Origin of the sequence: Paenibacillus sepulcri (genome assembly GCF_042647105.1) — a bacterium.
Lineage (GTDB): Bacteria > Bacillota > Bacilli > Paenibacillales > Paenibacillaceae > Paenibacillus_Z > Paenibacillus_Z sepulcri.
The window spans coordinates 1,812,388-1,826,898 of sequence record NZ_JBHRUP010000001.1; the positions used below are offsets into that span (position 1 = coordinate 1,812,388).

Consider the following 14,511-nt stretch of genomic DNA (forward strand, 5'->3'; position numbering starts at 1 on the left):
TTTTCCCTCATCTATCTGCCACATCTACATGATTAGATTCGGGCAATATTGGACTTTGCTTTGTCTTGCAAGCTCGTCCGTCTCACGTTTCGAAGAAACCTGGGGAACCAAGTATCCGCTCATCGTCCGCTCCTGGCGGAACAACTGGGACGAGCTCGCGACCTTCTTCAAGTTCCTGCCGGAAATCCGCAAGTTGATCTACACGACAAACATGATCGAGAGTTACCATCGGCAGCTACGCAAAGTGACCAAGGGCAAGAGCATTTTCCCAACAGATGAGGCGCTGCTGAAGATGCTACACCTGGCGACGATGGATGTGATGCGAAAGTGGACGGGACGCGTTCAGAACTAGGGCCAAATCCTCCTCCAACTCTCCGTCTTCTACCCCGATCGCATCGGCCAGCATTTGCCGTGAAGGGTTGCCCTCCCCCTCGGGGGAGTTCCCATAAAAGAGTTTACACAGAATTCTTGACAGACCCTCGGGCTATACGTGTTTTAGCGTTTGTTTGACCTCTCTCGATTTTCCGGATGCGTCTTTAAGCCAGGTTGGCATCAGCTTCACGTTTTGACCTTCCAAGTCATTGTTTAATTGACCCATCACTTTATAACGAAAGGTTGTCGGCGCATCGCTGCTTTTTAAAATAATGTTCTCTTTAATTCCCTCCGCACTCGACTCCAATCGCACATCCGTGTGGTCCCAAATATTAGAGTATGCCACTTTCTTCTGTGTCTCTTGATCAAGCTTGCCCACCGAAGAATGGGCTTGAATGGGGATTAATTTTAATTCATTCGCTCCGGAATCGATAGCATAACCCTCTTGAATATCACTTGGTATAGACATCTGAAATGGAAGCTTATTAACTTTATAATCAATCCTATCATTAGCAGAGATATCTGTTGTTTTCTTCGATTTTGTTGCTGTGATAGTGGGATCAATATCTAGTAATCTCCAACTTTTCTGCTGCCGTTAATGTATCCGCATCAGAAAGGATTGCCGTGTCTTCTACCGAGTTACCAGCGTTTTTTTTGTAAAGAGGCTGCTAATGAGGTATGGTTCAAAAGAAATAGGGAAAGTATGCTAACTGTGCTGAAAATCCTTATTAACCGCTTCATTCTAACGAACATCTCCCTTTTTGTATTTGCAATTGTCGAGCTTATTTTATTGTGTACTGATTCCCTTATATCTGAACAATTTAATAATACAAGGTACGACTCCTCTCGAATTTTCATCAATGGTTTCAAAGTACCATAAATATGACATTTCATTCTTCAGGAGAAAATGTCGAAGATGGTCGAATTGGAATAAGTTTTCATTAACACGGCGAATAAACCTCTGGCATACTATTACCAGAATCTTCATTGGAATAATATATTGGCAATCAACTTAATTAAAGCTGGGACAGGCTATTACATATCCGAAATAAACAGCGATCGGAAGACGGGGACTTCTAATGGGCTGCATGGTATGCGTCATTATATTCGTCAATGACTTGATCTCCTCCTTGCTCGCTCCATACCGCAATGGCTTTCTGGAATCCTGCTTCATCAATGCTGCCCAGAATAAAATCATAGGTCGCATCCTCAATGATTTGGTTCAGTTCATTTCCCTTCTCATTGAAGGTGACCGATTCCAGAGCATCCACAGGATTCGCAACAATAAAATTGACATTGTCCGCGTTGAACAAAATATTCTTCTTCCTTATCGGATCATTATCCGGTTTTAGCAGCTCGGGAACGGTAACTTGAATCGAAGACAGTGGACGAACATCCTTCTCGATTGCTGCTGCGGCACCTGAAATATTTTCATATACCCGCTCGCCGATCACCTTATAATGAATCCCTTCTATGCCAAGCTGCGTCAGCCTGTATATATCCGGATCCCCCAACCTGTCGAAGAAAGCCAGAATCCGCTTCAATTCCTCTTCTGTTTTCACTTGTGATTTGGGAAAAACATAGACCCCGTTATGCCCGGCTTGTGACCATATATGAGGCTTGCCATCAGGCCCATTGATCCGGTTGATCAAATCAAGCTGCGCATCGGGATTCACTTTCAGCAAGGCACTATTCAGATTCTTGGAATCATCCATATTCCCGATATACACACCGGCATGTTCATTCGTAAAATAATCCCATTGCTGCTGCTTGCTCGTCACGGCGAAGTCCGGATTGATCAGCTTCTCCACATAAAGCTTCTTCATGAATTTCATCGTATCCATATATTCCTTGAACATGAAATCAGGAACCAGCTTTCCATCCTTCAACCCCCAGCTATTCGGAGCTCCTTCGTAGGAAGCCAGCGTCTTAAATATACCGAATACCAAATCATTGCGGTCAGGTATTCCAAATGTATCATGAATCAGATTGCCATCCGGGTCCCGCTCCTTGAAGGCGACAAAGATATCATACAAATCATTGAGGGTTTCAGGCTCCGGCAAACCAAGCTTCTCCAGCCAGTCCTTACGAATAATAATCCCTTGTCTGGACAAATCACGTTCCCGGTAGATGCCATAGTTCTTGCCGTCAATGGCCGTATCCTGCAGAATCGACGGATTCATTTTGCTTAGATTAGGAAAATCCTTGAGATATGGACCTATTTCCCAGAACACTCCGCCGCGGGCAGCATTCAGGTAGGCAGTGCTCTTAATGTCTTGAATCGTGACAACCTTGGTAAGGGTGTGCGAAGCAAGCGCGATTGTAATTTTATCTTCACTTACCGCGTCCGGTACCCAGGTAAAGCTCAATTCTGTGTTTGTAGCTTCCTCAATTTTGCTGATTACAACATCAGAGGGTGGTGCAGGCGCATAAAGAATTGCCGTCCAGGTGATTTCCAATGGGTCCTCTTTTTGCTTTGTCTTTCCATTATCTGCAGTGTTATTATAGAAGCATGCGCTAAGGAGCATCATGAATATGCCGGTCAAGACAAACAGTCTTATCATCCCTATACTCCTCATCTGCTTGACCTCCTCCTCCGTTCATTCACCATTGCCCTGGTTAGGATGATAGAGCACAAATATGTATTGAATTCCCGAATGTAAGCGCTATACTTATTGTAACGAATCCATCGTATTATATCAAAGCTTTATAGTCTCGCCCGCTGACGCAATCATCAGTTTCTTCCAGGAGGATCAATGAGCAAACAACCGAATATGTATTTTCTAAAAATCCTGTTATTTGGTGTAATCATTGGTTCACTGCCCGTCATCACGATTGGGATATTCTCATACTTCAAGGCATCGCATACGATTCAGATCAATGCCAATCATTCAAAGCAGCAGAACCTGTTTGGTATTCAAAACAGCGTTGAACAAGTATTGAAGACAACGGACCATTCTCTTACCTACTTCGTCAACTCAGCCTTGTTAATTGATACCCTTACCGAGCCCCTCACTGTAACTCAATTTAAACAGTACAATCAGATCAGAAAGGAACTGACTCATCTCCAAACCTTCGATACAGGCATTTCGGATATCATTTTGCTTAGTCAGGATAAGGGATGGTTTATTGATAATGTCGGGTTATATCGCCTGGATCAGATCAAAGACGCGGATCGTTTTACCCGGTACCTCGATCTTCCGTTCGATTCTGTATGGATGGTCGACTCTCCCATTAATAATTCAGCAGCCTCTGACAACTGCCAATCCAATATCCAATTAATTAAAAAACTGCCCATCAATTCAATGAATAAAAAGGGCTTGGCTATTACGCAAATCCCCGTCTGTTATCTTGGTAAAATGTTTTCCTATGATGTGGCCAATGAATCCGTAATGATCGTAGACCAGAATCAACAGATCTTCCTGGAAGCCAATCCGACTTTGCTTAAAGATGTGGATGTTAAATTATCCGTGCTTGATCCGATATCAGATCTGGTGCCCTCTTCCGGCCAATTCCAGATTAATAATCATAGTACTGAATTTACCGTTACCTACCAAAAATCCGATTACAACGGATGGATCTATCTATCCTTCATATCCATTAAAGAACTGACAAAGGAATCACGTGCAATTGGCTGGTTTACGGCCGTGATCTGCATCGTGCTGCTGCTTGCTGCGCTCATAACCGCCTGGATCGTAACGAAGAGAATCTATAATCCCATCAAGAAATTGTTTCATTTTTCTTCCGAGCTGGAGGGTCAGCTGCAAACACAAACAGGGCAGCTCAAAATCCTGTTCATGTTCAAGCTGTTCCAGGGCGGACTGGGCTCCAAGGAAATCAGCGAAAAGCTCCAATCGCTGGGCTTCACCGATTCATATGAACAATTGTCCGTCATTACGATCCAGATTGACACATTGGAAGGAACGCGGTATGACGACAATGATTTGGACCTGTTGCTGTTTGCTATTAACAATATTATAGAAGAATTGATTGCCGAGCATCGCCGATTAACGCCGGTCGTCATCGACCAATCTCAAACAACCATTTTGCTGAACAACGCAGCAGACCCGGACAAATTGAAAGAAGATATTTATTTACTGGCCCAAGACATTCAACTTACGATATTCAAATATCTCCATGTGGATGTCAGCATAGGGATCAGCCTGCCGTTTCTTGATCTGTCCACGACCCAGCAGGCCTATCAAGAAAGCATAGAGGCTTTGAAAAACCGGATACGTCTGGGAGATAAAGCGATTATTTATTACCAGGAGCTGCCGCAAGGGGGATATCCCATCCACACGTTCTTCCCCTCCAAAGTGCAGAACGAATTGTCGGATGCCATTAAACTTGCGGATCGCGAGGAGGTAGACAAGCTATTGGCTTTGTTCTACCTGAATTTATCAAATAATCATATGGGGCCAAAGGAATACGAAATTTGGACAACCCGATTACTTATCGACTTTATCCAGCTCACACACTCCCTTGGCATCCAGTACTTGCCATTTACCGATAATCAGTCGGTTTTCGAGCGCATGTTCAAATTGCGGACAACAAAGGAAATCAAGGTTTGGTTGCGGCAATCCGTAATTGAACCCATTATCGTGGCTATTGAAGAACGGACATTATCGCAATACAAGAATATCTCCGAACAAATCATCATGATTATTCAAGAAGACTTTGATAAGGAGATTTCGCTGGATTCCATTGCCGCCAGAATGCATTACAATCCCAACTATTTAAGCAGTGTATTCCGTAAGGAGGTAGGTATCCCCTTCAGCGAGTATTTAGCCGTGCATCGCCACAGCAAAGCGATCAGATATTTGGTCGAGACCACGATGTCCATAAAAGAAATATCTGAAAAACTGCAGTACAATAATTCACAAAATTTCATTCGTTCGTTCCGTAAAATAGAAGGCATAACGCCGGGCAAATACCGTCAGGACCGACAAACTGGTTGAAAGTTTGATTATTAAGCCTGGACAAGACCATCCATTTCACAGCACGCCATGATGAGCGCACCGACTCCGTGCAGATCATTCCCGCTGGTTTCCCTTGTCACATAATGGGTATAGTCGCCCGCAGAGGTACCCACACAAATGCCCGGCATGACAAGACCTTGCTCATCCTCATAGAGGGAATGAATTAACCCTTCATACCCTGCGATAGCAGCAGACCGGCAATCGTCATCCACATAACCATGTTTGATTGCCTTGGCAATCGCATAGACAAACAGACTTGTGCAGGATGACTCCAACCAGTTGTCGGGGCGGCTGCCCTTGTCTATTACCTGATACCACATACCGCTGGCTTTATCCTGATAACGGATCAAGCTATACAGTAGATTGCGAATATGTCCGGTTAACCCGGCGGTTGCGGGATGCCCAGCGGGCAAATCATCCATCAAGTCAACAATGGCAATGGCATACCAGCCGACCGATCTCCCCCAGAATTCCGGTGAACAGCCGGTTTCCGGGTCAGCCCACGGCATGAGACGGCGCTCATCCCAGGCATGATAGTACAATCCCGTCCGCGGATCCTGCATATGCGTTCTCATCAGCTTTTCCTGTTTCAACGTTTGATCCACTAATTCGGAAGCGTTATAGTGTCTCGCATACTTCACGGCGAAAACTCCGCCCATATATAAACCGTCCAGCCACATTTGGTATGGATACTTATCTTTATGCCAAAATCCGCCCTCGGAAGTCAGATTGAAGGTATGGAAAAGCTGCCGTAATTTAGCTGCCGCCAACCGGTAACGCGCTTCTCCGAATTGTTCATCCAGCGTGAACAGAATAAGCCCAGCCTGTATCGCATCCAGTTCGTCGCGTTGAAAGTAGAAATTGCCATATTCATCAATCAGCAGGTCCGCATACGTTTTCACATACAGCAAATAACGCTGGTCATGATTTTTCTGCCATAATTGCAGCATCCCGCACAGGAACACACCCTGATGATAATGCCAGCGGTTAGCCGGCGGCAACTGCATCGGTGAATATCGGTTCATTAAAGAATTGCAGGCAGCCTCTGCCCATTCCAGAGGGGTTCGTTGAATCCTCCTGCCGTGCTCTGCTTGATTAATCATTCCACTATCTCTCCTTCATGCTTTATTTTCGTAACATAGGCATTGACTATCCTTTAACCGAACCGAGCAGTGCGCCTTTGGCAAAATGCTTTTGCAGGAATGGATAGACAAGCAGGATCGGGAGGGTGGCTACAACAATAACCGCCATCTTAATGGCTTGATCCGGTGGCGGGACTTCACTATCCATGGATGAATCGCTATTCATACCGCTGGCGAGAATAACAATCTGCCGCAGCAGGATCTGTATGGGCCATTTGGCATTATCATTCAAATACAGAATGGCTGAAAGATAAGTGTTCCAATAGGTTACCGCGTAGAAAAGTGAAATCGTCGCTATCGCAGGCAAGGATAGCGGCAGCACAATTCGAAAAAATATGCCAAAGTCGTTGCAGCCATCAATTTTCGCCGACTCTTCAAGACCTTCAGGTATGTTTTGGAAAAAGTTCTTGAGTATAACCATATTGAAGGCATTTACCGTAACCGGAATAATGAGTGCCCAATAAGAATCGATTAATCCCAGTTCTTTCACGACCAGGAAGGTTGGAATCAATCCCCCATTAAACAACATCGTGAAGACAACAAGGAACATGATAATATTCCTGCCATCCACATCTTTACGTGCCAGTCCGTAAGCCATTAACGAAGTAATGAACATGCTGAATACCGTTCCGGCAGCGGTAACACCGGCAGAAACTCCCAATGCCTTAACGATGGTGCTCGTGGAGAAGATAAAGCGGTAAGCATCGAGACTCCACTGCGTTGGGATAAGTACAAACCTCCTGACCGATAGCTCTGCAGAGGTTGTGAACGAGCCTGCGATGATGTGGATGAACGGCAGGATCATAATCAAGGCAATCAGGATCAGGATGGCAAGATTAACGGAAGAGAACAATCGTCCCCGGAAAGAAGTATCTTCGACCATTAGTAGATACCCTCTTCCCCCATTTTTTTGGCCAATCTGTTTGCGGCTGCAATCAAAATGAGCCCGACAATCGATTTGAAAGCGCCAATTGCGGCACTATAGCTGAACTGCTGCTGTCTTAATCCAGCCGTAAATACGTAGGTATCTATTATTTCTGCAACACCGCGGTTCATCGTATTTAACAATAAATAGACATGCTCAAAGCCGAGTTCAAGAACGTCGCCTATTTTCAGAATCAATAACAAGACAACCACGCTCCGGATAGCCGGCAATGTAATATGCCAAATTTGCCGAAACCGGCCGGCGCCGTCAATGCGGGCCGCTTCATACAACTGCAAATCTACTGCTGCAATGGCTGCTAAATATATGATTGTCCCCCACCCCGCCTCCCGCCAGATTACTTGTAGAATGTACACGGGTCTAAACCATTCCAGGCTTAGCAGGAAGTTCACCTCATTAAAGCCAAAATAGACGAGAAGCTCATTGATCAGTCCGCCGTCCATCGTGAGCATGACGAAGCTGATCGATACAATAATGACCCAGGACATAAAATGAGGAATGTAAATGATCGTTTGGATCGTTCGTTTAAGATAAGATATTCGGACCTCATTCAGCATTAAAGCCAGAATAATCGGAATGGGGAAGAAGAAGATCAGATTCATCCCAAACAAAATAAGCGTATTCAATAGAATGTTGATGAAATCCGGCTCGGTGAACAATCTTTCGAAATGCTTAAAGCCCACCCATTCACTTCCGGTTATCCCCTTGAAGGGCTTATAGTCCTGAAACGAGATAATCAACCCGTACATCGGTAAATATTTAAATAAAACAAAATAAATCAGACCGGGGGCGATCATGATATACAGCAGCTTGTTTTTCCAGATCCGTTTCTTTAGCTCGCTGCTGCTGGGTTTTGGCACATAGGCTTGCGCAGTTTGAACTGCTGAGTCTTGCATGATCGTTCTTCCTTTCTTCATACAGAATTAACGATTCGGAAGAGATTGTTCAATCCACAATCTCTTCCGCTTGACTGACTTCATTACTGGTTTTGCCCTGCTCTCATTTCTTATAAGCTGCGTTATATTCTTCAATGATTTTATCGCCGCCGCGTTCTCTCCAATCCTTGATAGCCGCTTGAAATCCGGCTGCATCAATGCTCCTGTAAATATATTTATAAGTAGCATCTGTAATAATTTGTTGAAGCTGTACACCTTGCTCCGTATAAGTTGCAGAATCCAGAGTTGTTGTCGGATCATTGATCATGAAACCTTCATTTTCCTTCGATAATTGTACGGCTTTATTAGCGGCGTCAAGCGTGTAATAAGGCTCGTATCGGCCATTTGTTTCAGGCTCACCGATCACGCTGTCCTTATAGCCTTTCACTTCTCTAATGTTCTTGTCCGGGTCGTCTCCATCTTTCGCACGACCGTCAACGATGGTATAATGTTCATTCTCAATGCCCCAGTACATTATATTTGCAACTTCAGGTGTCATCATTTTATCGAAGAACGCTAATATTTTCTTTAATTCGGCTTCATCCTTGATGGCCGATTTCGGGAACAAAACAACATTGTTGTAGCCGGGAATGGTCCAGCTGCCAAATGTGCCTTTAGGTCCGTTAATGTGGCTTTGAACGTCAACTTCAGCTGTAGGAACGTTCTTGACCAGATTATTGAACAAACCGTTCACATCTGCCATCGAACCGATATAAGTACCTGCTGTTCCTGCCTGGAACATATTAACCTGGTCGGTTTTACTCGTTGCAGCAAAGTCCTTATTCATGTATCCCGCATCCCGAATCTTGGCGAAGTAGTCCATCGTTTCGATATATTCCGGGAACATGAACTCAGGCAGCAGTTTACCTTCCTGCTCGCCCCAATTATTCGGTGTACCGAACCATGCAGCAGCTGTTTTGAAAGCGCCGTAGATCAGATCATTACGATCCGTCAAGCCGACGGTATCGTCCTTGTTATTGCCATCGGGATCATCTTCGGTAAACGCCCTCAGCATCTCAAAGTATTCATCCACATTGGCGGGAGCCTTCAAGCCTAATTTGTCTGCCCAATCCTTACGATAGATCATACCTTGACGCGCTAATTCTCTTCCCAGATACAAGGAGTACATTTTTCCGTCTACCTTCGTATTGTTTAGAATGATTTCCTTTAATTTGCCCAGGTTTGGAAACTCTTGGAGATACGGGCCAATTTCCCAGAACTGTCCATCACGAATGGCATCTTTAAATAAAATAAAGCTGGCTTGATTCTTTAAATATGTGACCTGCGGCAGCGATCCGGTAGCAAATGCAGTATTCAATTTTTCCTCATACGCATCTGCCGGAAAGAATTGATAAGTAAGCTTCGTATTGGTCAGTTTCTCTACTTCATTCTTAATCCTGTCCGGCGGCGTCTCTGGTGTATTCAATGGAAGCATAATTGTGATTTCCGTTGGCGCTTCCGGTTCAACCACATCCGTTGCAGCTGCATCACTCCCGGCTGGTGACTCTCCTACAGCTGGTGCACTCGTGTTCTCCGCACCTTTGCCGGAGCACGCGGACAGAACGATGCTGCAGACCATAATCATGCTAAGCAATAACGCTAACCCTTTTCTCTTCATTTTGCTTGACCTCCGTATTATTAGTTTTGTGCAACTTCACTGTACATTCATCTGCAGCGTTTCAGATACAATCATTAGTTCATTTGAAGACGGTTTAATGCACGATCTGTACCCATGATTATGATCTGTGCTAATGACACCTCCATATATCAAGACCTTACGGCGGCTTTTCTTTCAGGATAATTGTTTCTCCTGCATGGTTAAGAATGCTCTTTCTATCGCCTTTTTCCCGATGGCTTGAAAAAAGGTTACCCCGCAAGCAGTTTATTGCTTGAAGGATAACCTTTTGTCCTCGCAGGTTTATATCAGGTTCGATTTCTGAAGAAGCCTCTGAACAAGGATGGCAGCCTCTGCTCTGGTGATGTAAGCTGCCGGAGCAAGCTCCCCGCTGCTTCTGCCCATAACGATTCCTGCCTGCAAGCTGCCATAAATACCGTCCATCGCCCATTCGGAGGCCTTATTGGCATCTGCAAACAGAAGAAGCAATTCTTCTGCTGCTCTGGATGGAAGCGTTGCTTTCAGGCCGGTAATGTTCATTGCATTAGCGATGATAGCCATCGCTTGTTCCCGGGTGATTCTATCCATCGGGCGGAAAGTACCATCTCCATACCCACTGATCAGGTTAAAAGCGTCTGCCGCTTGAACCGCGTCGCTGAACCAATCCGATGTTTTTACATCCGAGAACGTACCGGCTCCGCTTTCCAGCTTCAAGCCCAATCCTCGAACAAGAATCGCTGTGAATTCTGCCCGTGTAATCTCCTGATTCGGATTAAACAGATCGTCGCCGCCCCCCTGGATCACCATTCGCGACCCCAGATCATTAACGGCATTTTTTGCCCAATGACTCGTGACATCTTTAAACTCAACCGGGTGCCAGACTGCAGTGTAGGTGCTGTTTGTCAGGCTGTTTATTTTTATAAAATTCTTGCCGTCAATCACAACAACCTTGGTAGGTACATGCCGAACCGTTCCGTCAGGCTCAATAACAACACCCGTTGTGATTTTTCCTGGATCAGTACCCTCCGGTACAGCAATTGTACGTTCCACATAAGCATTGAACCTGGCCACTTCAATTGCAGTATCCCCGTAAGAAGCTCTTACCGTGAAATCCAGCGGGGAAACGATGATGCTGAATTCTCCTTTAGCCGCTGAATTCTCAACGATTTCCATCGCTGCTGCCGTCGGTGCCGCTATCTTGATTTGTACTTTTATATCTTCGAGCCTTACGCCTGCACCAAATTGTTCTGATAGCTTGTCAATGTTAATCTGCTGTGCAGGCAGCGTATAAGTCGCATTCGGAGTCTTTATTTTCACAGCTGCCTGTTTCTGCTCCATGATTTGGACCATTTGGCCGGTAAATTCTCCACTAACAGAATCAGAGCTCAAATTCGTTGATATCTCAATGATTGCATGCTGGCCTGCTCTTTCAAGGACAGCTTGTAACTCCTCAGAGTTAATCACTATCGCTGCCGTTGTACGATTGTTCTCGGATGTCGTCGTTACTGTTCCTATATGTTCAGCTTTCCCATTGACCATAACATCCGCTACGCTACTCTGATTTACAGGATTCACCGGAGTGTCAGGGTTTATTGGCGTGCCTGGATCTGTCGGCGTGCCCGGATCTGTTGGCGTGCCCGGATCTGTTGGCGTGCCCGGATCTGTTGGCGTGCCCGGATCTGTTGGCGTGCCCGGATCTGTTGGCGTGCCCGGATCTGTCGGCGTGCCCGGATCTGTCGGCGTGCCCGGATCTGCCGGCGTGCCCGGATCTGCCGGCGTGCCCGGATCTGTCGGCGTGCCCGGATCTGTCGGCGTGCCCGGATCTGTCGGCGTGCCTGGATCTGGCCCAGGGTAGGATATATCAAAGCGGCTGTACACATTGCTGTTTCCGTTCGAAACGGTTCCAGACCATTGCACGCCCGCCCCGCCAAAATCATTCGGAGCAATCATTTCCGCGAGGGATAATACCTCGTCGTCCACATCGTTATAGGCGCTTACCGTAAAGCTATTCCCTGTTATTGCGAGATTTATATACGTGTTTGGCTTGAGAACACCCGTTAATACTTGTGTGTCGCTAATAGGTCGGCCTACGCCATTGTCAATCTTATAAAGCTGGAACATGACCTTCTGTCCGGATTGCGTTGTTCTCCAGAACCTCAACGAGTATCCGGTCTTTGTACGCGGATCGTATTTAATAAAGATATCCGATTTTTGTACGAGTGGTTCGTCGCTGCCAGAGCCAGGGCTTCCAAAGCCTTGACCTTCAATCTTCTCAGGCGACAGCACCGCATTGATTTGCATATCTCCAAACTTGGCATCCTGCTGATAGTACAGCGCCGCTCCCTGCGAAGCCGCTCTAACCCCATAGCCATTTACCAGATTCGCCCCCGCTGCCGACGTCCAGTTGCCGACAACGGTCCACAAACCGCTTGTGTATGCCATGTTTGTTGTTGTGACGAAATTTCGGAAGTTAGGAGAAACGTTCATCGACGGAATGTCCGACTCCCGGATCGGTGCGGCAGCCATGGCGTATTCCACTGGGCCAGGATTACTGATCGAGTGCTTGGGCTCAACGCCTGCACGAATATATTTTCCAGCATCACCCGGAGTAAGCGTGTACTCCTTCAAGGGCAAATTTCCTCTGCTCATGGCAATTGCTCTTGAATTTGTTCCTTCAGCATCATCGCTAATGTACCATGTAATGACCGATTGATCCTCCTTCTTGCCCAGATCCATCGAATAATTGAGACTTACTTTGCCGTTTGCCGGTGCATTTAAAGTCGGCTTTTCAACAAATGCCGGCGGATCAATATATTCCGGCTCAACATAAATATGCGCCGTAACATAAAAACCGTTAGCCGCAGTTGCTCTGACCGTGACATACTCGGCTTGTTCTGTCGTATTCCGGCCGGTTACAACGATTTCCTCTCCTGTGCTGCTGCTTAAAGAGATCAGGTCTGAATCCGTAGACCATGTAATTGTCTTGTCAGGCGCTCTTGCGGGTGAGACGGAGGCTTTAAGGACAGCGCCTTCTCCACCCGTTCGAATCGACTGCGTTCCGTTAGTGATCGCCATTCTGTAGATCAAGTCGCCCTGGTCTGCGTATTGCTCTTTAAGGTCCGCTGGATCCCAATCGTCTGCGACACCCGTTGGCGTTGCGCGGAGCAGGTTCCAGGGGTTGAAGGCTAACGCTTCCTCATCCGATAATTCTCTTGATGTATGATTGGCAGGCTCGCCATTAAGGCTATCTACAAATTCCGCTCTCTTACCGGCGGTGTCCTTCGTGTTAAACGTAAGAGAATATAAATTATTTCTAATGATCGGGGTCGTAGTTCCCCATACGTTAGGCGTTGTTGGGGTGAATACTGGAAGCGTGCTGTTGATCAGCGCAACCGGATTCGAGAATCCTTTATAGAAGCCCACGCCTCGATCTGATGTGAATTTCGTATTAATGAAGACAATGCCTGATGCCGCCATTACAGGTCCATAACCATCCGGAAAAGCAATCTCAGAGTCTTCCCAGACACTGATTGTTCCGCCTCCAAGAAAATCCGCAGTACCCTCCAGATAACAATTCTTGCAATAGGAACGCGTAGTCTGCAAGAAGAGTGTGTCTAATCTGCTGAGGAAAGCAACATTCATATAGGTGTGCTTGTCACCAGACGCTTGCAGCGCCACTGCCTGTGTTTCTACATTCGACCGCTTCGTCAGGTTTTTGCCCGGATCGCCCGGATATTCATAATCTATGTTCGTATAGTTAAGGAATGTAAGGTTCTTGGCTGTGAAACCGGTTGCTCTTACAATGACGACATAACCGTTATTGGAAGTCGTCTCCGTACCGGCTCCTTGCTTATTACCGCGATTGTCGGCGAGCACGACTTTACCTCTATCGTCGGTAAGTCCAAGCAAGGTTATATAGTCTTTAGTAATGGTTAGTCCCGGCTCGGTCGCCGTTCCCGTAATTTGGTAGACATCCGGCTTCAGGCCAATCACTGTCGGTTTGTTTGCCGTCCCTGCCGGCGCGGCTGCATAAGCCGCCTGCAGCGTTCTAAATTTTTTCTCTTCGGGAACATCTGCCGGAAGAGAGCTATCTACAAGATAATCATAGATAAGCCCGGAATCGATGCTGTCTTCAGGCGGGTCATTCTCCTCGGCGGACGTACGCAATCCTGTAAGGAACATGACTGATACCAACATAACTGTAAGCGCTAACATAATCATTGTTGGTTTTTTATACATCTTCATTTTCATCTCCTTATATAAGCTTACTTCAAATCCTGATCGGTTTGTCTCATCGATGCCGCAGTCAGTCAATGATCTTGCTCAGCCTTATCCAAAAGCTTCTCTCTTCATTCTCTGTTGACCTCCATATTATTATTTCTGTGCCTTTACTCCACTTTCACTGTACATTTCCCGCATGGTTACGGATACAATCATTAGCTCATGTAGAGGCTCTATTGATATACGATCTGTAATGATGATTACGATCTGGACTAATGACACCGCTTAAATACCCGGATTTTTG

8 protein-coding genes and 1 pseudogene are annotated in these 14,511 nt (G+C 46.0%); 2 read left to right on the forward strand and 7 right to left on the reverse strand.

The window, feature by feature from the left end:
- Positions 1-79: 79 nt before the first annotated feature.
- Positions 80-415: pseudogene (locus ACFOLF_RS08035) on the forward strand (transposase); the annotation flags it as partial.
- A 69-nt stretch (positions 416-484) separates the two neighbouring features.
- Here ACFOLF_RS08035 and ACFOLF_RS08040 read toward each other — a convergent pair.
- Both ACFOLF_RS08040 and ACFOLF_RS08045 read right to left on the reverse strand, forming a co-directional pair.
- Positions 485-841 carry a hypothetical protein gene (locus tag ACFOLF_RS08040; RefSeq protein WP_210037924.1) on the reverse strand — a complete coding sequence of 119 codons (357 nt, stop codon included), beginning with the start codon at positions 839-841 and terminating at the stop codon, positions 485-487.
- Between the two features lie 607 nt (positions 842-1,448).
- The gene (locus tag ACFOLF_RS08045) at positions 1,449-2,936 is read right to left on the reverse strand and encodes an extracellular solute-binding protein (RefSeq protein WP_379219434.1); all 1,488 of its coding nucleotides are present in this window, start codon (positions 2,934-2,936) and stop codon (positions 1,449-1,451) included.
- 192 nt (positions 2,937-3,128) lie between these two features.
- On the opposite strand from ACFOLF_RS08045, the gene ACFOLF_RS08050 reads away from it, so the two are divergent.
- Positions 3,129-5,330 carry a helix-turn-helix domain-containing protein gene (locus ACFOLF_RS08050; RefSeq protein WP_210037926.1) on the forward strand — a complete coding sequence of 734 codons (2,202 nt, stop codon included), beginning with the start codon at positions 3,129-3,131 and terminating at the stop codon, positions 5,328-5,330.
- A gap of 11 nt (positions 5,331-5,341) precedes the next feature.
- Here ACFOLF_RS08050 and ACFOLF_RS08055 read toward each other — a convergent pair whose 3' ends face one another.
- From ACFOLF_RS08055 to ACFOLF_RS08075, 5 genes are all read right to left on the reverse strand, one after another.
- Complete coding sequence (locus ACFOLF_RS08055; RefSeq protein WP_210037927.1) at positions 5,342-6,454, reverse strand: glycoside hydrolase family 88/105 protein; 1,113 nt, start codon at positions 6,452-6,454, stop codon at positions 5,342-5,344.
- A 46-nt stretch (positions 6,455-6,500) separates the two neighbouring features.
- Positions 6,501-7,376, reverse strand: coding sequence for a carbohydrate ABC transporter permease (locus ACFOLF_RS08060; protein WP_210037928.1), 876 nt, complete (start codon positions 7,374-7,376; stop codon positions 6,501-6,503).
- Positions 7,376-8,332: an ABC transporter permease gene (locus tag ACFOLF_RS08065; protein WP_210037929.1), complete on the reverse strand. Its 957-nt coding sequence runs from the start codon at positions 8,330-8,332 to the stop codon at positions 7,376-7,378. The genes ACFOLF_RS08060 and ACFOLF_RS08065 overlap by 1 nt, the downstream gene beginning before the upstream one ends.
- Positions 8,333-8,435: 103 nt before the next feature.
- On the reverse strand, positions 8,436-9,989 hold the full coding sequence (locus ACFOLF_RS08070; RefSeq protein WP_210037930.1) for an extracellular solute-binding protein: 1,554 nt from the start codon (positions 9,987-9,989) through the stop codon (positions 8,436-8,438).
- A gap of 300 nt (positions 9,990-10,289) precedes the next feature.
- Complete coding sequence (locus ACFOLF_RS08075) at positions 10,290-14,225, reverse strand: pectinesterase family protein (RefSeq protein ID WP_210037931.1); 3,936 nt, start codon at positions 14,223-14,225, stop codon at positions 10,290-10,292.
- Positions 14,226-14,511 lie beyond the last annotated feature (286 nt).